This window comes from Chryseobacterium sp. 14P4.3.2 (assembly GCF_057799275.1).
The window spans coordinates 74,758-94,401 of sequence record NZ_JBYOKO010000002.1 but is presented as its reverse complement, the minus strand read 5'-3'; the positions used below and the strand labels follow the sequence as shown (position 1 = coordinate 94,401).

The 19,644-nt window shown below is 37.8% G+C and carries 20 protein-coding genes; 13 read left to right on the top strand and 7 right to left on the bottom strand.

Features of this window, described 5'->3' with window-relative positions:
* Positions 1-82: 82 nt before the first annotated feature.
* The 3 genes from AC27VX_RS04005 to AC27VX_RS03995 all read left to right on the top strand — a co-directional run bounded on the left by AC27VX_RS04005 (position 83) and on the right by AC27VX_RS03995 (position 2,315).
* Positions 83-538 (top strand): PPC domain-containing DNA-binding protein, encoded by a 456-nt coding sequence (locus tag AC27VX_RS04005; protein ID WP_488693974.1) that lies wholly within the window; start codon positions 83-85, stop codon positions 536-538.
* 36 nt (positions 539-574) lie between these two features.
* Positions 575-1,159 carry a Crp/Fnr family transcriptional regulator gene (locus AC27VX_RS04000; RefSeq protein WP_236859299.1) on the top strand — a complete coding sequence of 195 codons (585 nt, stop codon included), beginning with the start codon at positions 575-577 and terminating at the stop codon, positions 1,157-1,159.
* An 88-nt stretch (positions 1,160-1,247) separates the two neighbouring features.
* The gene (locus tag AC27VX_RS03995) at positions 1,248-2,315 is read left to right on the top strand and encodes an SDR family oxidoreductase (protein ID WP_488693971.1); all 1,068 of its coding nucleotides are present in this window, start codon (positions 1,248-1,250) and stop codon (positions 2,313-2,315) included.
* 223 nt (positions 2,316-2,538) lie between these two features.
* Here AC27VX_RS03995 and AC27VX_RS03990 read toward each other — a convergent pair whose 3' ends face one another.
* The 3 genes from AC27VX_RS03990 to AC27VX_RS03980 are packed head-to-tail and all read right to left on the bottom strand — an operon-like array spanning position 2,539 to position 4,555.
* On the bottom strand, positions 2,539-3,342 hold the full coding sequence (locus AC27VX_RS03990; protein WP_300691232.1) for a helix-turn-helix domain-containing protein: 804 nt from the start codon (positions 3,340-3,342) through the stop codon (positions 2,539-2,541).
* A gap of 18 nt (positions 3,343-3,360) precedes the next feature.
* Positions 3,361-3,762: a GlcG/HbpS family heme-binding protein gene (locus tag AC27VX_RS03985; protein WP_488693969.1), complete on the bottom strand. Its 402-nt coding sequence runs from the start codon at positions 3,760-3,762 to the stop codon at positions 3,361-3,363.
* A 4-nt stretch (positions 3,763-3,766) separates the two neighbouring features.
* Entirely contained in the window at positions 3,767-4,555 is a 789-nt protein-coding gene (locus tag AC27VX_RS03980; RefSeq protein WP_236859295.1) for an SDR family oxidoreductase, read from the bottom strand.
* Positions 4,556-4,738: 183 nt separating this feature from the next.
* Here AC27VX_RS03980 and AC27VX_RS03975 point away from each other — a divergent pair, with 183 nt between their 5' ends.
* The 6 genes from AC27VX_RS03975 (at position 4,739) to pdeM (ending at position 13,039) form a co-directional block, all read left to right on the top strand.
* Positions 4,739-6,187, top strand: coding sequence for a S41 family peptidase (locus AC27VX_RS03975; RefSeq protein WP_488693967.1), 1,449 nt, complete (start codon positions 4,739-4,741; stop codon positions 6,185-6,187).
* Between the two features lie 223 nt (positions 6,188-6,410).
* A complete protein-coding gene (locus AC27VX_RS03970) occupies positions 6,411-7,433 on the top strand; it encodes a ligase-associated DNA damage response exonuclease (RefSeq protein ID WP_236859293.1) in 1,023 nt (340 codons plus the stop codon).
* Positions 7,430-9,010 (top strand): ATP-dependent DNA ligase, encoded by a 1,581-nt coding sequence (locus AC27VX_RS03965; protein WP_488693965.1) that lies wholly within the window; start codon positions 7,430-7,432, stop codon positions 9,008-9,010. The genes AC27VX_RS03970 and AC27VX_RS03965 overlap by 4 nt, the downstream gene beginning before the upstream one ends.
* Position 9,011: 1 nt before the next feature.
* Entirely contained in the window at positions 9,012-11,444 is a 2,433-nt protein-coding gene (locus AC27VX_RS03960; RefSeq protein WP_488693963.1) for a ligase-associated DNA damage response DEXH box helicase, read from the top strand.
* Between the two features lie 264 nt (positions 11,445-11,708).
* Positions 11,709-12,311, top strand: a complete 603-nt coding sequence (locus tag AC27VX_RS03955; RefSeq protein WP_236859291.1) for a 2,3-bisphosphoglycerate-dependent phosphoglycerate mutase — start codon at positions 11,709-11,711, stop codon at positions 12,309-12,311.
* An 83-nt stretch (positions 12,312-12,394) separates the two neighbouring features.
* Positions 12,395-13,039 (top strand): ligase-associated DNA damage response endonuclease PdeM, encoded by a 645-nt coding sequence (pdeM, locus tag AC27VX_RS03950; RefSeq protein WP_236859290.1) that lies wholly within the window; start codon positions 12,395-12,397, stop codon positions 13,037-13,039.
* Positions 13,040-13,193: 154 nt separating this feature from the next.
* Here the strand turns inward: pdeM and AC27VX_RS03945 are convergent, their stop codons facing one another.
* Positions 13,194-14,414 (bottom strand): MFS transporter, encoded by a 1,221-nt coding sequence (locus AC27VX_RS03945; RefSeq protein ID WP_236859289.1) that lies wholly within the window; start codon positions 14,412-14,414, stop codon positions 13,194-13,196.
* Between the two features lie 152 nt (positions 14,415-14,566).
* Here AC27VX_RS03945 and AC27VX_RS03940 point away from each other — a divergent pair, with 152 nt between their 5' ends.
* The 4 genes from AC27VX_RS03940 (at position 14,567) to AC27VX_RS03925 (ending at position 16,339) form a co-directional block, all read left to right on the top strand.
* Positions 14,567-15,157, top strand: a complete 591-nt coding sequence (locus AC27VX_RS03940) for a TetR/AcrR family transcriptional regulator (RefSeq protein WP_236859288.1) — start codon at positions 14,567-14,569, stop codon at positions 15,155-15,157.
* A gap of 68 nt (positions 15,158-15,225) precedes the next feature.
* A complete protein-coding gene (locus AC27VX_RS03935; protein ID WP_300691209.1) occupies positions 15,226-15,684 on the top strand; it encodes a hypothetical protein in 459 nt (152 codons plus the stop codon).
* 2 nt (positions 15,685-15,686) lie between these two features.
* Positions 15,687-15,989 carry a DUF3817 domain-containing protein gene (locus AC27VX_RS03930; RefSeq protein ID WP_236859286.1) on the top strand — a complete coding sequence of 101 codons (303 nt, stop codon included), beginning with the start codon at positions 15,687-15,689 and terminating at the stop codon, positions 15,987-15,989.
* Positions 15,986-16,339 (top strand): rhodanese-like domain-containing protein, encoded by a 354-nt coding sequence (locus tag AC27VX_RS03925; RefSeq protein ID WP_488693959.1) that lies wholly within the window; start codon positions 15,986-15,988, stop codon positions 16,337-16,339. Before AC27VX_RS03930 ends, AC27VX_RS03925 begins: the two co-directional genes overlap by 4 nt.
* Before the next feature lie 78 nt (positions 16,340-16,417).
* Here the strand turns inward: AC27VX_RS03925 and AC27VX_RS03920 are convergent, their stop codons facing one another.
* The 3 genes from AC27VX_RS03920 to AC27VX_RS03910 are packed head-to-tail and all read right to left on the bottom strand — an operon-like array spanning position 16,418 to position 19,476.
* On the bottom strand, positions 16,418-17,374 hold the full coding sequence (locus tag AC27VX_RS03920) for a nitrilase family protein (protein WP_236859284.1): 957 nt from the start codon (positions 17,372-17,374) through the stop codon (positions 16,418-16,420).
* 60 nt (positions 17,375-17,434) lie between these two features.
* Positions 17,435-18,235, bottom strand: a complete 801-nt coding sequence (locus AC27VX_RS03915; RefSeq protein WP_488693957.1) for an AraC family transcriptional regulator — start codon at positions 18,233-18,235, stop codon at positions 17,435-17,437.
* A gap of 2 nt (positions 18,236-18,237) precedes the next feature.
* Positions 18,238-19,476: a Na+/H+ antiporter gene (locus AC27VX_RS03910; protein ID WP_236859282.1), complete on the bottom strand. Its 1,239-nt coding sequence runs from the start codon at positions 19,474-19,476 to the stop codon at positions 18,238-18,240.
* Positions 19,477-19,644 lie beyond the last annotated feature (168 nt).

Here is a 19,644-nt window from a genome sequence, read left to right as displayed (position 1 = left end):
ATTTTTTCAAATATAAAGTCTTTAAAACGAAGATCATTAAAAGCTTTTATTTGACTCAACAATCATTTAATTTTTTAGTATTATGAATGTACAAAACCTTAAAGGAAATCATTGGTCGGCAAGAAAAGTGGATCATATTTATATTGTAAGTATTAAAAATCATTCCCATATTGTAGAAACCTTAACAGACTTCGTCCAGAATCAAAAAATTGAGGCAGGAGAAGTTACCGGAATTGGTGCTGTGAGTGAAGCGACCCTTCGTTTTTTTAATCCTTCCACTAAAAATTATGTTGATAAAACGTTTAAAGAACAGATGGAAGTAACCAATATTTCCGGAAATGTATCAGAAATAGAAGGAAAAATAATGCTTCATCTTCACATTACTTTAGGCAGAGAAGATTATACCGCACTGGCAGGTCATCTTTTGGAAGCCAGGATTCAGGGCGCTGCAGAATTTATTTTCTATCCTCTTAATACAAGAATGGTAAAGGCTAAAAATGAAGAAACCGGGATTAATCTTTATGATTTTGAACAATAGTCTTCAAAGTCTTATTTTTGATGAAATATTTATCTGATGTTAGACGTCCTTCTTTCCCATATTCAGAATAAGGTTGATATAACCGAAGATCAGAAAAAACAGCTGCGGTCTTTCTTTACTTTTAAAAAGCTTAAAAAAAAACAATATCTGCTTCAGGAGGGAGATATCTGCAAATGTTTGTCTTTTGTAAGTAGAGGATTACTCAAATCCTATTTTTCGGATGAAAAAGGAAATGAACATATCAATATGTTTGCCTTTGAAGGCTGGTGGATATCCGATTTCAACAGCTTTATTCATCAGGAAAAAGCGGTTCTGAATATCGATGCGGTAGAGGAAACGGAGATATTGATGATCACATTGCAAGATTATGATAAAATGCTGTCAGAAATCCCTGTAATGGACCGGTATTTCAGGATTTTGTATCAAAACAGCCTTGTCACGAAAGACTACCGGCTAATAGTTTCCAACAGCTATACGGCCGAAGAAAAGTACCTTCAGCTGGCACAGAAAAACCCTGAAATGATCAAAAGGGTTCCACACAACCTTATTGCCTCTTATCTTGGGCTGGCTCCGGAAACGATAAGCAGAATACGTAAGAAGATTTCCCTGAATAATACTTGATCCAGATCAAGTCAAATGCATGATTCAGATCAAGTGCAAAAGCGTGATATCAGCCATAATTTTGTTAAGAAATTTTACAACAATACTTATGGAAAATATTGCATTGGTAGTAGGCGCTACCGGAATTACTGGAAGTAATCTTGCAGACGAATTAATCGCACAGGGCTGGACTACCTATGGACTGTCCAGAAATCCGAATAACAATATTCCAAATCTTCGCCCCATTAAGGCAGACCTGATGGATGAGCAAAACCTTACGGAAGCATTGGAAGGAATCTCTCCTACGCATGTTTATTTTACAACATGGATGCGAAATGACACTGAAGAGGAAAACATCCGGGTCAACAGTTCACTAGTCAGAAATCTGCTGAATGTCTTATCAGAAAAAAAATCAGTTCAGCACGTTGCCTTGGTAACAGGGCTTAAGCATTATCTTGGGCCTTTTGAGGCTTATGCTAAAAATGGTATCCTTCCTGAAACCCCAGTGCGTGAAGAACATCCAAGACTTCCTCTTCCCAATTTCTATTACGCTCAGGAAGATGAAGTTTATAAAGCTTCTGAAAGAGATGGTTTTACATGGAGCATCCACAGACCGCATACGGTTGTAGGCTATGCCGTTGGGAATCTGATGAATATCGGAACCACTTTAGCAGTCTATGCAAGTATATGTAAAGAAACCGGACGAAAGTTGATATGGCCCGGATCTGAAGCTCAATGGAATGGCATTTCTGATGTAACAGATGCGAAAATATTGGCCAAACAGCTGGTATGGGCAGCTAGTACTGATTCTGCAAAAAACCAGGCCTTCAATATTACCAATGGAGATGTTTTCAGATGGAAATGGCTCTGGAAAAGGCTGGCAGACTGGTTTGGAATTGAATCTGAAGGTTTTGAAAATACAATAAGACCCCTGGAAAAAGAGCTGGAAAATGATCATCAGATTTGGAAAGAAATAGCTAAAAAATATAGTCTGAATGAGCAAAATATTGACCGCTTATCTTCAGCCTGGCATACGGATCTTGATCTTGGAAGACCTCTGGAAGTGATGTGTGATATGTCCGGAAGCAGAAAATTAGGCTTTTCAGCATTCAAAAGCACTGAAGATTCTTTTATAGAAGTATTTGAAAGACTGAAAGCTGAAAAAATGATTCCTTAAACAGGATAAAGCATACCGTTTTTCTTACAGGTAGAATATCATCTATCAGAGTATATTTACTTAAGAATTTCTCGAATATGCTTAATCTTCGAAAGATTTATAATTACCGCGAATGCACGAATCAAATAAAATTCGTGCATTCGTGGTTAATAAAAGATATCTTAAATTTTTAATTTTCTTATGGCTGTAATTTTGTGTCTTATTATTTCCTGTTATCACCTGACTAAACTTCTGTAGTGGTTACACCAAACTGTTTTTTAAAAGAAGAATAAAAATGTGACAAATTCTCAAATCCCAGATCAAGATAGATATCCGAAGGCTTTTTGTCTTTATTTTTTATTAAATAATAAGCTTCCTTTAATCGTTTTTCTTTCAGCCATTGCTTCGGGCTCTTTTGAAATGATTTGTCAAAATCTCTTTTAAAACCGGAAAGACTGCGTCCTGTAAGCCGGGCAAAAGTGTCTACGGAAACATTAAACATGAAGTTTTTGTTCATGAATTCCTCAATATCAATCTTATGTGCCTGAGAAAAATCAAAAAGAAGGTTTTTAAGATCAGGATTACTCAGCAAAAGAAGTTCTATGGCTTCTTTTACTTTTAAAACAGCCAGCCTGGGTGGTATACTTTCTGTTTTGTTGATATAGGGTACAAGCGAGGCAAAATAGCTCTTAAAAAACTCGTCCGGTTCAAAAAAAAGCCTTTTATAATCAGGAAAAGGAGTTGCTATTCCTATTTTATTTTCTGCTGCATACCGTCTGAGAGTTTCATCGTCAAGAGTAATAGATACAAACTGGTATTTTTGAGTTTTCGAAGGATGCTTTATTGTTCGGATCAGCTGGTTTTTCCGTACAAGAACTACGGTATTCTCTTTTATCACAGTTTTGCCCTGCTCATGAAAAGCATGTGTTTCCCCTGATATCTGAAATCCCAGAAAATGGTCAGGAATAAACTCCTCATGTCCACGGTAAGATTCAAAGGAACATGAATAAGCCAGTTTATCAAATATGATCTCAGACGTTTTTTCCATTATACAAATATCTGAAATTTAAGCTATAACAGATGCTCCTGTCACAGCAATTTCTTTATCCTGTTCAGGAGTTCCTCCGGATGAACCTATAGCGCCTATTACTTTTCCATTTTTATTCTTTATAACAACACCTCCGGCAATGGTTAGAAGTCCGTTATTCGAATTCAGCATTCCATAGCTTTGAGGGCCAGCACCTGAAATAATATCTCCCATTATCTCACTGTCAATTCCAAACATAACAGCAGTTTTCGCTTTTTTAACAGCAAAATCAACCACACCATAGACGCTATCCAGCCTTGCGAAGCTCATAAGATGTCCTCCCGTATCTACAATCGCAATACTTACAGGAATGTTGAACGCCTTAGCCTTTTCTTGAGCTGCAGAAAGTACTTTTTCAGCAAGTTTATAACTCATTTCCATTCTATTAGCTTTTTACTGTCCAGGCATCAGCCTGAAGCTGTTTTACAAAATCTTCAGTATCTTTAGGATGTACATTTCTGAAATTACTGTCATCATCCAAAGCTACATTCACAATAACCTGTGCCATTGACTGCGGATCCAGCTGATGCGCAAGAGATTCCGCTGCTGCATCAAAAGCTGATTCAGGCGTGAAATTTACCTTCGGATTATACCAACGGAATATGGAATCTACTCCCCTGTCATTGAAACCTGTTCCAAAAACACCCGGATTGCAGGTCGCTATTTTGATATTAAATGGAGCGAGTTCTGTTTTTAATCCCTCAGCAATTGATTCCAAAGCGTGTTTTGAAGCGCAATAAGCGGCCACGTAAGGAACAGTCCATAAACCTCCCATTGATGAGGTGAAGACAATTTTACCACTCTTTTTTTCAACAAACTTTTTGATGAACCCCTGAGCAAGTTCCAATGCACCGAAAACATTCACTTCAAACATGGAACGGATAATATCTACAGGCTGCTCGGCAACAGGGCCGCCTTCCATAATGCCTGCATTGCTTATTAAAATATCAATATCATATTTGTTCAGTATATAAGCAATATCCCTTGGATTCATTACGTCAAGTTTATCAACTGTCAGGTCTATATCCAGCTCTTTCGCTTCACGGATCAAATCACTCATCTGAGGAAAAACCTGTGTGGTGGCAATTACTTTATGTCCTTTTTTGGCAAGATCAAATGCGGCAATTTTTCCGAATCCGCTTGCGGCGCCTGTGATCAGAATTGTTTTGTTCATTGTATTTTTTTTAAAATGATGATACAAATTTCAAAGAATTCCGGAGGATCAGTATTGGTAAGAAGTTCATTTTTTATTGCTCAAAAGCTTACTTTATTTATCATTTTTTTTCATAGCGAAGATTAAACTTTATTTATTGTTAGATTTGTAACCTTCAAAATATTTATAAGTAAAAACTAAACCATGATTAAAATTAAAACCTTTTTTTTAGTTTTCATAGCGTCTTCTGCTTTTGGCTTTGCCCAAAACTGTACATGTGAAAGTAATTTTCAATGGGTAAAACAAACCTTCGAGGAAAATGATGCAGGATTTCAATACGTCATTGATAAAAAAGGTAATTCAGCATACCAGGCGCATAATACCGATTTTCTGAATAGGATAAAAAATGTAAAATCAGATGCTGAATGTACGCAGACTATCTATGACTGGATGAAGTTCTTCAGATCCGGACACCTTTCAATATCAAGAATTGACAATAAAACCCCGCAAACCCAACCCTCTCCCAGACAACAGCCTCAAACAGAGCTTGTAAAAATAGATCTTGAAAAGTTTAAAAAAGAAGTTCAGTCTAAAAAGAGTTCTGACATTGAAGGTATATGGGAAGCTAATCCTTATACCATAGGAGTTAAAAAGCTCGGTGATACTTACAAAGGTTTTATTATTAAATCCAGTGCTGACAATTGGAAGCCAGGCGAATTAAAATTCACGATAAATGCTGACAAAACAAAAGGTATTTATTATTTAAGAGACAAATCTGGTCAGAACATAAACCATATTGAATTGATCGGAAAAAATTATCTTGAAGTCGGAGATTTTACCTTAAAAAGAGTTTCCCCGGTATTTGAACGTGAAGAAGGAATTGAAACGTATTATGAAGCTATGCAGGCTCAGGGTCCGTTTTTAAAAGAACTTAATAAAAATACCCTTCTTTTAAGAATACCCTCATTCAATGGTGCCATAAAAAAGCAGATAGACAGTGTAATTACCACAAATAAAGCAAAAATAGAAAGCACAGAAAATCTTATAATAGATATCCGAAATAATGGCGGGGGAAGTGATAACAGTTTTGCCAAAATCATTCCTTATCTCTATACCAATCCTATTAGAAGTATAAGAACACAAATGTATTCTACCAAACTGAATAACCAGAGAATGCTTGATTTATATGAAAACTATGAGAAGTATGGAATTCCAATTGAAGAAAAAGAATATCTAAAAAAGGCTTATGATAAGCTAAATGCCAATCTGGGCAAGTTTATCACAATACAGGGTGACGGCAGTCCGGTAAGTATAAACAAATTAGATAAAGTTCTTCCTTTTCCAAAAAATATAGGAATTATCATCAATAACGGCAACGGAAGTACAGCTGAAGAATTTTTACTTGCAGCAAAGCAAAGTAAAAAAGTGAAACTTTTCGGGACTACTACAGCTGGAGTACTGGATATTTCAAATATGTACTTTGTCAACTCTCCCTGCAACGAATTTAAAATGGGATACAGTCTCTCCAAAAGCTTCCGAATCCCGGATATGGCGATAGACGAAAAAGGTATTCAGCCGGATTACTTTATAGACAAAACAATTCCTGTTTATCAATGGATTGATTTTGTAAGTGATGTACTTAATGAAAAATAATAGAGCAGGTTGTTTCCAGGAGAAGCAGCCTGTTTTTTTTATGTCAGATATTTATTTTCATGGTATTTGAACTTTCCTGCGCTTTAAACATAGAATAAAGAATGAAAACTTGGTGCTTCTGCCGTTTTTGAACCAAAAAAACACTAATTTTTAGTGAAAATTTCAACTCATTATTCTAATTTGGTTAAGTTTTTGAAGCTTATCCTACAAACCAATCACACCATTGAAATTAATCACATTTACCAAAAAAGGAATTTACTGTCCGCAGGGAAAATTCTATATAGATCCATGGAGGCCCGTTGATATGGCTGTCATTACCCACGGACATGCCGATCACGCGCGCTGGGGAATGAAAAAATACCTTTGTCATCATTTTACAAAGCCTATTCTCTACCAAAGAATTGGGGCTGATATAGAATGTCAGAGTATTGGATATGGTGAAGCTTTGATGATCAATGGAGTCAAACTTTCCCTTCATCCTGCTGGGCATATTATTGGTTCAGCACAGGTAAGGCTGGAATATAAAGGGTATGTAACCGTAATTTCGGGGGATTATAAAATTCAGGACGATGGTCTGAGTACTCCTTTCGAGCTTATAAAATGTAATGAATTTGTAACTGAGAGTACCTTTGGGCTGCCTATTTACAATTGGCTGGAAGTTCCTGAACTCAATCAAAAGCTTCAGAACTGGGTACTGAAAAATCAGGAAAATAATAAAACTTCTGTGTTTATCGGATATTCTCTTGGTAAAGCTCAGCGTATTATGAAAGCAGTTGAAGGATTGGGGAAAATATATGTTCATTATTCCATAGGAAAACTAAATGAAGCTTTCGAAACCGTGGGGATCAACCTTCCGGAGTATACGATTGCTGATTTCAGAGAACGCCCTAAAGAAATGGAGCATGAAATTGTAATTGTTCCGCCAGCTCTGTTAGACAGTAACATCATTAAAAAGATTCCAGATCCCGCAACAGCCCTATGCTCCGGCTGGATGCAGGTTCGTGGCGCCAGACGGTGGCGGAGCGCAGATGCTGGATTTGCCATGAGCGACCATGCAGACTGGAAAGGCTTATTACAAACTGTAAAAGCTACTGAGGCAGAGATTGTACATGTTACCCATGGGCAGACGGAAGTATTTTCAAAATACCTTAATGAAATCGGAGTCCGGGCAGATGTTGTGGAAACCCTGTTTGGTGAAGATGACGAAGAGACAGAAAAGGAAACCATTGAAAACAAAGGGCTATGAGACATTTTGCAGACTTAATCAACGCCTTGGAAACCACCAATAAAACCAACGCAAAAATTGAGGCCATTATCGATTATCTGGAACGTGCTCCGGATGAAGATAAAGTATGGTTCATTGCTCTGTTTACAGGAAAAAGGCCCAAAAGAAATGTCAATACCAATTATATGAAAGAGTGGGCACTGGAAATCACCGGTATTCCGTTTTGGCTGTTTCAGGAGAGCTATTCTTCTGTAGGCGATCTTGGAGAAACCCTCTCATTGATTCTTCCGCCACCTCAAGAGAAAATTGAACGTACTTTATCACAATGGATGAATGATATTGTCAATTTAAAAGATAAAACAGAGACTGAAAAAAAAGAATTCGTACTCAATTCATGGAACGGCCTGGATTACACAGAACGATTGATTTTCAATAAATTAATTGGCGGAAGCTTCCGGATTGGTGTTTCCGATAAAACATTAATCAATGCCCTGACAAAATTTTCCGGACAGGAATCCAGCACACTCATGCACAGCCTGATGGGGAAATGGCAGCCGGCTGAAGCTTCTTTTCAGGAACTCATTTCAGCTGAAAATATAAACCCGGACAATTCCAAACCGTATCCTTTCTGCCTTGCCTATCCTCTGGAAAAAAAGACTGAAGAACTTGGAGAACCGGATGAATGGCTGGTAGAATATAAATGGGATGGAATACGCGGTCAGATTATCCGCAGAAATGATGAAGTCTTCATTTGGTCAAGAGGAGAAGAGCTTGTTACAGAACAGTTTCCTGAAATCGCTGACACCATTAAAGCAATGAAAGGGAATTTCGTTTTAGATGGAGAAATACTTGCGGTAAAGGAAGGTAAGGTTTTAAATTTTAACGAATTACAAAAAAGATTAAACAGGAAAACTTTAACTAAGAAAATGCTTTCCGAAATCCCGATCGAAGTATTTGCTTATGATCTGCTGGAATTTGAAAATAATGATCTCAGAGAAAAACCTATTTCAGGAAGAAGGGCCATGCTTGAAGAATTATTATTAAATCAGAACCCTGAGAACATCAGACTTTCCCAAAGTATAGGTTTTGAAAAATGGGAAGAGCTGAACCTCATCAGAGACCATTCAAGGGACGTCAACAGTGAAGGGCTGATGCTTAAACAAAAAAACTCCCCCTACCACTCCGGACGGAAGAAGGGAGACTGGTGGAAATGGAAAATCAATCCATTCACTATTGATGCTGTTTTGATCTATGCACAAAAAGGAAGCGGCCGAAGGAGTGCTTACTATACGGATTATACTTTTGCCGTTAAAAATGGGGATACGCTGGTAACTATTGCCAAAGCATACTCCGGATTAACAGATAAAGAGATTATGGAAGTAAGCAGATTTGTAAACAAAAATGCCATTGAGAAATTCGGGCCTGTGCGAACGGTAAAGGCAGAACTTGTTTTTGAAATAGCCTTTGAAGGAATAGGTTTCAGTAACCGGCATAAAAGTGGTGTAGCACTGCGTTTTCCAAGAATTGTACGATGGCGGAAAGACAAAACCGTGGATGAAATTGACCATTTAGAAGAAATCAAAAAATTAATACAATAATTTGGCAGCCTTTGAACATACCGACGGATTTAAGATCATTCAGCAATGGATGAAGGATAAAGGCATATCCCCTTTTAAATTCCAGATTGATACATGGTGGAAGTTTGGTAACGGCTATAGCGGAATGGTTGTAGCGCCTACGGGATTTGGGAAAACTTATTCTGTTTTTCTGGGTTTGATTTCAGATTTCCTGAACCATCCGGAAAACTATAAAAAGGGGCTGAAAATGATTTGGATCACTCCACTTCGGTCTTTGTCTAAAGATATTGCCAAAGCAATGCAGGAAGCCATTGACGAAATCGGGCTTGATTGGGCTGTGGGGGTAAGAAACGGAGATACTGATCCGAAAGTAAGACAACAGCAGATAAAAAAAATGCCGGAAATTCTTGTCGTCACCCCAGAAAGCCTACACCTTCTTTTGGCTCAGAAGAATAATGAAACTTTTTTCCGTGATATTAAATGTGTCGTTGTTGATGAATGGCACGAACTTTTAGGCTCAAAACGAGGGGTAATGGTAGAACTGGGAATATCACAACTCAGAAAATATATTCCGAAGATTAAAATCTGGGGTATTACCGCAACCATCGGTAATCTGGATGAGGCAATGGAAGTTCTGATTCCGTATGACATTAAAAAAGTAAAAATTACCGCCAAAGAACATAAAAAAATAGATATCATTCCTGTTTTCCCCAATGAAATTGAGATATTACCCTGGGCGGGACATCTGGGAAACAAACTGGCGGATAAAGTTGTTCCGATCATCCTTGATTCCAGATCTACAATTGTCTTCACCAATACCAGAAGCCAGAGTGAGATGTGGTATCAGCTATTACTGGATGCTTATCCTGATTTTGCGGGGCAAATTGCCATCCACCACAGTTCTATTGATGCCCATTTAAGAATCTGGATCGAAGAAAATTTGAGTTCGGGAAAATTAAAAGCCGTCGTCTCAACCTCATCACTGGATTTGGGAATCGATTTCAAACCTGTTGATACTGTTATTCAGATTGGTTCGGCAAAAGGAGTTGCCAGATTCCTTCAGCGGGCAGGACGTAGCGGGCACTCGCCTTTTGAAACATCCAAAATTTATTGTGTACCTACCCATTCCCTCGAACTTATAGAGGTTTCAGCTTTAAAAGAGGCTGTGAAACAAAATGTTGTAGAACCCAGAGAACCTCAGGTTTTATGTTTTGATGTACTGGTTCAGTTTCTGATGACGCTTGCTGTGGGTGATGGTTTCTACCCGGATGAGGTCTATGAGAGGATAAAAAAAGTATATGCTTTTCAGGAGATAATGGATGAAGAGTGGCGGGGAATTCTTGAGTTTCTCACCATCGGCGGAAGCGTTTTAAAAAACTATGAAGAATTCCATAAAATTGTCATTTTGGAAGACGGCTTGTACAAAGTAACCTCACGGAAAATTGCAATGCTCCACCGTATGAATATGGGAGTCATTGTAAGTGATGCAATGCTGAAAGTAAAATTCATTTCCGGTGGTTATGTCGGAATGATTGAAGAATACTTTATCTCAAAACTGAAAAAGGAAGAAAAGTTTATTCTTGCAGGACGCACGCTTGAAGTAGCAATGATCAAGGATATGACAGTTTATGTGAGGGCTGCAAAAGGAAAAGCTCTCGTACCAAGTTATCTCGGTGGCAGACTGCCCCTAAGCTCAAATCTAGGGCATTTTCTAAGAGAAAAACTGTCCCATGCATTAAATCCTAAAGCTTCAGAAAAAGAATTGAAATTCCTTCATCCGCTGTTGATCAATCAGGAAGAAAACTCCCATATTCCAAAAGAAGATGAATTTCTGGTAGAGATGATCAGAAACCGTGAAGGCTATCATTTGTTTATGTATCCTTTTGAAGGCCGTCTGGTGCATGAAGTAATGGCAGCATTGATTGCTTACCGGGTTTCAAAACTTGCTCCCATCTCTTTTTCTATGGCAATGAATGACTATGGATTTGAGCTCTTCAGCGATAAGGAAATTCCACTCAATGAAGACAATCTCCAGCAGATATTAAGCAGAGATAATCTTATGAATGACGTGATAGCAAGTATTAATTCTGCAGAAATGGCAAGAAGAAAATTCAGGGATATAGCTGTTATCTCAGGAATGGTAATCCAAAACTATGCAGGCAAACAGAGATCAAATAAATCTTTACAAAGCTCCGCAGGACTTATTTTTAAAGTGCTGGAAGACTATGACTCCAATCATTTCCTCATCAAGCAGGCCTATACTGAAGTTTTTAATATGCAGCTTCAGGAACAGAGACTCGTGGAAGCCTTTAAAAGAATTGAAAAATCTGAAATTATTTTAAAACGTTCCCGTTCTTTCACTCCGTTAAGCTTTCCTATAAAAGTAGACAGCCTACGTCAAACCCTTTCCAGTGAAGGGCTGGATGCGAGAATTAAAAGAATGCTGAAACTGTAGGGAAAAGGGGGAAATGCGAAGTTGAAGGTTGAAAATGATCTATCTGAAAGAGGTATTGTTTTAGCTTAAAAATAAATCAGAAGAAGAATAAATATTCATTTCAAAAGAGCTTTATCCCAAACCTGTCATCAAAATAATAATTACTCATCCGATTGGCGACAATCGTCTGGAATGTTTCCGTATTTTATAGTTAAAATCCTTTGAAAAGTTTAATAATCATCGTAACTTAGAGTATCTTCTCTGAAGGTTAAATACAATATACAAATGGCAAAATTATTCTTAGTCCGTCACGGACAGTCACTCTGGAATCTGGAAAACCGATTTACAGGATGGCAAGATATAGATATTACGGAAGTTGGGATTGAAGAGGCAAAAAAAGCAGGAATTGCACTGAAAGGAGAAATTATAGATATTGCTTTTACTTCTGCTCTGATCAGGGCACAGCATACTCTCACTATTATTCTTGATGAAATGGGAAAGAGAAACATTCCAATCATTATTGATAAAGCCCTGAATGAGCGCTCTTATGGAGATCTTGAAGGGCTCAACAAAGCTGAAACTGCCCTGAAATATGGTGATGAACAGGTTTATATCTGGCGCAGATCATATGATGTGGTCCCGCCGGGAGGAGAAAGCCTTAAAGACACCTACAACAGGGTTATTCCCTATTATGAAAGTCAAATTTTACCGGTTTTGAAAAAGGGAAAGAATGTATTAATCGTCGCCCACGGAAACAGTCTCCGGGCGCTGATTATGTATTTGGAACATCTTTCTCCGGATGAAATTCTAGAAAGGGAAATCGCTACCGGAGTTCCCCTGACCTATATCTTTGATGAAAAATTTCATTGCAGCAGAAAAGGAAACTGATTCTTTTTGAAAAATATTTAGTTTATTAGCATAAAAAACAAATTTCAATACCATTCATATTTTTTAACTTCATCTTATTATCAGTGTTTATAGCCACCAAAAAAATTACCGTCCAAAAGGAGACTTTCATTCTCACCAATCAGCGGGCTGCATTCCTTGAAAAAGAAAAAGCATTAGTCCTTTCTGATCTTCATATCGGAAAAACAGCGCATTTTCGGAAAAACGGAATCGCACTTGCCAATCACATCATGAAAAGTGATCTGGAAAGGTTGTCGGCATTGATTGAATACTTTCATCCCGACAAATTCATTGTGGTTGGAGATTTGCTGCATGCAGGCGACAATTCTGATGTGGATGAGTTCTGCAGGTGGAGAAATCAATATCCTGAAATAGAATTTTATCTGATAGAAGGAAATCATGACCGCATTTCAAAATCGCTGGAGAAAAAGCTTTGTTTAAATTTGAGAACAGCTTCCCTGGAAATGGATAAGTTTACTTTCATTCATGATTTTGAGAAAACAAAATCAGAGTTTCAGATTACCGGACATATTCATCCTGGAATAGTTTTAAACTCAGCTGTAAGTAAAATAAGACTCCCCTGCTTTGCTCTTACTGATCATCAATTATTATTACCTGCTTTTAGTGAATTTACAGGATTGGATACCAAAAATCTGCCGAAAAAGAGCACATTTTTTGTTTTTACGGATACTGATATCTATGAAATATAGAAGCACTTCCGAAAACAAATACTTAACCGGAGAATAAGATACTCTATCGACGTTTGCCTTAAAATTAAAGAAGTTATCCCCAAAAGTGAGATCACTTCTTTTTCTTTTTGAATTAGTGGCTGAAAGAATAAATCATTGCAAAAAAGAAAGGTCATTATTTCTTTCTGCTTAAACGGATGCTGTACAGCGTTATAAATACGGTAACAACCAGAAATAATGCGCCTATCCATGGTGTACTTTCCAGTCCCAGGGCTGAAGTCACAATAATCCCTCCTGCATAAGATCCGATAGCAATACCAATATTGAATGCGGCAATATTAATTCCTGATGCTACATCTTCGGTTCCCGGAAGTTCTTTCTCAGCGATCTGTACTACCAAAAGCTGCAGCCCCGGAACACTTGCAAAAGATAAAGCTCCCAGAAAGAAAAGAGTAATGATACTTAGTAACGGACTGCTTACTGTAAAATAGAACGCCAGTAATACTAATGCCTGAGCTGCAAACATCCACAAAAGTGCTCTTAATGGATTTTTATTGGCAACTTTACCCCCAATCAGATTTCCCAAAGCAATTGCCACTCCATAGATGAGCAGTATAAAAGTTACTGTAGTCTCCTGAAATCCTGTTATTTCCTGTAAAACAGGTGATAAGTAGGTGAATACCACAAATGTTCCCCCATATCCCATAGCAGTCATTAAAAAGGCGAAAATCAATCGTTTATTAGCCAATACTTTAAACTGGCTTTTTAAAGAAGCTGTTTTGCCATTCTTTAAATTATTTGGAACGAGCAGCAGGCTGGCGGCCAATCCGATTATTCCAAGAATAGAAACACCTATGAAGGTTGCTCTCCATCCGAAATGCTGTCCTATAAAAGTTCCCAATGGCACTCCTGTTACAATCGCCAGGGTAAGCCCGGCAAACATAATAGAGATAGCAGTTGCTCTTTTTTCCTCAGGAACCAGTGATGCTGCAATGGTAGAACCTATAGAAAAATAAACCCCATGTGCAAATCCTGTCAGTATTCTGGCCAGTATCAGGGTTATAAAACCGGGAGCAACAGAGGCAAGTCCATTTCCGATTACAAATAACAGCATGATTGAAACCAAAAGTTGTTTGCGGGGAATTTTACCTGTTAAGGCTGTTAAAATCGGTGCTCCAATCGCTACCCCTATTGCATAGAGACTTACCAATAAGCCTGCTGAAGGGATCGTGATACCCAGGTCTGCTGCAACTGTGGGAAGAAGTCCCACGATCACAAATTCCGTTGTTCCTATGGCAAATGCACTTATAGTAAGTGCCCATAATGCAGCAGGAAGACCTTTATTTTTGAGGCTTTTTGAGGCCGGGCTGATCTGTATTTCTTTTTGGAAATTCATTGTATTGTAATTTTATTGATGTTGACAGTGCAAATTTCCGACGAAATAATATATTATAAAAATTATTTAAATTGTAGCAATATATCATAATAATGATAGTTTGTCATTTTACATAAAAAATCCGTTCCTTTGCAAAAAGCCAAAGAATCCTAATGAAAAAATCAGAAGTAACCCGACTGAACATCCTTCAGAAAGCCTTTGAACTCATCTACGCAAAAGGTTATCAGACCACCAGTATAGATGAGATTATTGCCACTACGCAGGTTACAAAAGGTGCTTTCTATTATCATTTTAAAACCAAGGATGAGATGGGTCTGGCAATCATCAATGAACTTCTGAAAAATAACTTTAAAAGTACTTTTATTGAACCGCTTGAAAACAGTGATCATCCATTGGAAACTATTTACAAGATGGTATATGGTATTTTAATGGAAAATGATCTTTTGAAGGTTGAGTACGGCTGTCCGACTTCCAATTTTACACAGGAAATGGCTCCCTGGCATACAGATTTCACAAAAGCACTGAATGCACTCTCCTCACGCTGGGAAAATGCTATGATCAACTGCATTGAAAATGGTAAAAAAGAAGGTACCGTAAAACAGAATGTGAATGCCAAAGAAATTGCTGTATTTGTAATGTCCGGCTATTGGGGCGTACGCAATTTAGGAAAACTGGAGAATTCAAAATCAGTTTATCTTATTTATTTAAAAGGACTTAAGTCTTATTTTCAATCATTGGAATAATTTTTTGCACAAAAACATACTAATTAGTATGTTTTTTATATATCTTTGGTGCATTCAAAAAATGAACAATGTACCAGACCCTTACATTTTTGCACTCCACATTCCGGTGGGTGGTTTTGTTAAGCATGATCTACGCTTTATGGAGAGCTTACAGAGGCTGCTTTTATCACAAAACATTTTCAAAAACGGATGATTCTGTGCGTCACTGGACTGCAACAGTTGCTCATATTCAATTGATCTTAGGGATCATTCTCTACATTAAAAGTCCTGTTGTTAAGTATTTTTGGAAGAATTTCAGTGAAGCGAAAGAATCTCCGGACCTACTGTTCTTTGGATTGATTCATATCGTACTTATGATCTCGGCTGTTGTTACACTAACCATTGGTTCCGCTTTGTCCAAAAGAAAAAGCACAGACCCTGAAAAATTCAAAACGATGCTTATCTGGTTCGCAGCCGCGCTGGCTGTTATCTTTATAGCAATTCCATGGCCTTTCTCTCCTTTTGTAAACAGACCTTATTTCAGATAATTATGACACATTTATTAAAAACAAAAATCGGACGCCTGAGAATTCTGGCTATTCTGGAAGGGATCTCTCTTCTTACTCTTGTATTGGTAGCTGTTCCAATGAAATACTGGCTGGGAAACCCTGCCATGGTAAAGATGATGGGCCCGGTTCACGGAACTTTATTTCTGCTTTTCCTGTTTAATACTTTAAGTGTGGGCGTTGAGCAGCAATGGAAATTTAAAGAAACTACCTGGAAAGTGATTTTAGCCTGTTTCATTCCTTTCGGAACATTTTATATTGATAAAAAAATTCTCAGCAGATTATGAAAAACGTATTGATCTTTTGCGGAATAGTTCTCAGCGTTTATGTTATTTACCGCCTATATAAATATCAGACATTAGATGATGGCTTGAACCAGCTTATTGAGAAAGGTGCCATCATTCTTGATGTAAGGACAGAAAAAGAATATAATATGGGCCATATCGAAAGTTCAGTTAATATTTCACTGGGAACTATAAGGGAAAGATATACGGAACTTGATCCTGATAAAACTTATATCACGGTCTGTTCGCACGGGTTACGCAGTGTAAAAGCTGAAAGTATTCTGAAAGACAGAGGTTTTAAACATGTATATAACGGAGGTGCATGGAGTGATCTTCAGGAAATTATAAAATAAGGAAGGCCGGATCTGGGAATTACTGAAAACAATTATCCCTTTTCCAGCCAGTGTCCTTACTCTTTAATGAAAATCAGGCTAAATCGTATTGTCTTTCATCCAGACTACCTTTTGCTCAGAATCATGATCCATACCAATGATATCTCTGTAGAGCTCCGGTCTTCTTGCTTTTACATACCTGCTTCCCCCCGACTGAATAAGCTTTTCACCGGAAATAGTAACCGTTTCAAAACTGTCATCGAAAGAACGGCATTCTGCAATGACATCGCCAAACGGATCAATAATCATGGAACATCCGTTTTTCAGCTGATCATCATCCATTCCTACAGGATTTGAGAAAACCACATAAATTCCGTTATCGTAAGCTCTTGCCGGCAGCCACTTCATCAGCCAGTCCCGTCCTTTCATTCCGTTAAATTCCAGACGTAAGGAGGTAGGATCTTTTTCTCTGTTTTGCCAAAGCTCAGGATCTACAAAACCTGCTCCGGGTCTGGTTGAAGGAGTACACATTGTAACATGAGGCATGAAGATAATATCAGCACCAAGAAGTTTTGTAGCTCTTACATTTTCAACGATATTATTATCATAGCAGATAAGGATGCCGCATTTCCAGCCGTGAATATCAAAAACACAATATTGATTTCCTGGAGTCAGATGGGTATTGATAAATGGATGCAGCTTTCGGTACTTGGCTTTCAGACCGCTTTTATCAACACATACATAAGCTTTGAACAGATTATTATTTTCATCTTTTTCAAAAAGACCTGCCAGTATTGTGATATTATTGGTATCAGCAATCTGCTGCAGCTTCTGAATGCTTTTTCCTTCAGGGATAAGTTCAGCAATATCAAGCAGTTGTTCTCTGGAAAGTTTTCTGGCAAAAGTATATCCGGTAATGGAACATTCGTGAAAAGCAATAACCTGTGAACCTTTCGCCGCGGCTTCGGATGCCAGTTTCTCTATCACTGAAAGGTTGTATTCTTTGTCTCCGCTTTTATTTTCAAATTGTGCGGTTGAAATTTTGAGATTGTTCATCTTTTTTTCTGCAAAGCTATCCATCAGTTCTATTTGGAAATTGTATAAAACCGACATCTGCTATGTAAACGGAATCTCTATAAAATTGACAGCCAGCTTATTTTCTGTTTTAAGATACTGCCCCGGAGTGAGTCCGATGGTATTTTTAAATTCCCGGATCAGGTGGGACTGATCAGCATAACCTGCTTCATAGGAAAGACTGGTTATATTTTTTTGATTTGGATTATTCTTCATCAGGCTTAAAAAATGATGAAGTCTGATGATGGTGCTGTATTTCTTAGGAGACAGCCCGATATGGTCTTCAAACTTGCGTTCAATATGCCGTTCAGAATACCCTGTAAAATATTCCAGTTCTTTCAGAGACAAGACACCCCGTTTCAGGAGTATATACTGCTGAACTTTAATAAGCCACAATTCCGGATTGTTTCTGGCCGAAATAAGCTCCATGAAATAATGATTCAATGCCGATATGATGGATTGGGGATCTTCGTTATTATAAAGACCTTCCTGGAATGGAAGAAGCTCATCCTTTACAATATCTGAAGCTGAGATAATTTCATTTTTGATGTCTTTGGCTGCAACACCGAAAAGAAGATTAAAAAAATAAGGCTGAAATACAACTGCCAGTAAAGAAAACCGTCCTTTTGTACTCAGATCTTTATACTGTGTAGGCTGTCCATAGAAAAAAGATAATGGCAGGTTCTTATTCTGTCCGTTATACATACTTATATCCGGTGAAATGATAAGACCTGTATTACCATCAGCAAATAACCGCAGATTTTTGTTTATATCTTCTGGATTTTTTAAAAAGATATAATGTTTTATATAACTTGCCAGTGGCTTGGGAGGAGCGATCTGCATAACTACAATTTAAGCTTTTTTATGATCCACGGCAAAGTAAGTCCTTGCCCTAAAAGTGATATTAATACAACCGCTATCGATAAAAAAATAATTTCGCTTCGCAGAGGAAAAGATTCACCGCTATTTAACGTCACAGGGATCCCCAAAGCAATCGCTAATGAGACAATACCACGCATTCCCGACCAGGTAATAATAAAACTGGTTTTGGAGTCGAATAATGCTTCTTCACTGATTTTTCTTTTACCCTGAAATGCTTTCTGAAGATTAAACTGCTGCAGATACACTCTTGCCATCCTTATCAGTAAAGTGACCAGAACAATTACCAGAGCATATCCTGCATAAGTCCATACCTGAATATGAGGGATTTTTTTCAGGATAATCGGAAATTCAAGACCTATTAACAAAAAGATCAGGCCATTAAGCAGAAAAATAATAATATCCCAAAAATTTCTGGACTGTTCTTTCACATGATCCGGAAACTTATTTCTGCTGAGTCTGGACATTCCCAGCCCCAATACGACAACGGCAATAACTCCTGATACCTCAAAATGTTCTGCGATAAGGTAAGTAACGAAGGGCATTAAAAGAATTAAGCTGTTAACTACCATCGCATCTTTTCGAAAAAAACCGATGGTAAGGGATAAAGCTTTAAAAATAATCCAGCCAATCAAAAAACCACCTCCTAAAACCATAAAAAACTCAAGCGAAGCCTTCCAGGTTACAAAACTGATCCCTGTAACAGCTGCTATGGCAAAGCGATAGGCAACCAAAGCAGAAGCATCATTGATGAGGCTCTCCCCTTCCAGTATAGTTATTGTTCTGTGCGAAAGCCCAAGTCCTTTCGTAACCCCCACTGCGGCTACAGCATCAGTAGCGGAAAGAATAGAGCCAAGAACAAAGGCCAGAGGCCATGTCATCCCCGGAATTAAATAATAGGCAATGACCGCAATACCGGCTGTAGTCAGAAATACAAGTCCTATGGCTAATGTTCCAATGGTATTCAGATTGGTCTTAAACTGCTGAAAAGAAATATTAAAAGCCGCATCATACAGCAGCGGAGGCAGGAACAACAGCATAATAATTTCAGGATTGATTTCTATTTCAGGCATTGCAGGAACAAAACCTATCATAATACCTGCAATTAAAAGAAGCATAGGTACCGGAATTTTTATTTTTCCGGCTAGTCCTGATAATCCGATCATTAAGGCCATGATTACTAATATGACTGCATAGTTTTCCATCAGACTGTATTGAATCTTTTAAAGTTTGTAAACATAAATTCTTATCAGCAAAAGTAATTATTTCTAATGAGCGTCTGCCTTTTTTAAGCTTTAATTATAATTTACCTGCCTTTAAAATCATTTTACCAACAGTAAAAAATGATCTGGAAAAGCTTTATTTATGAATAT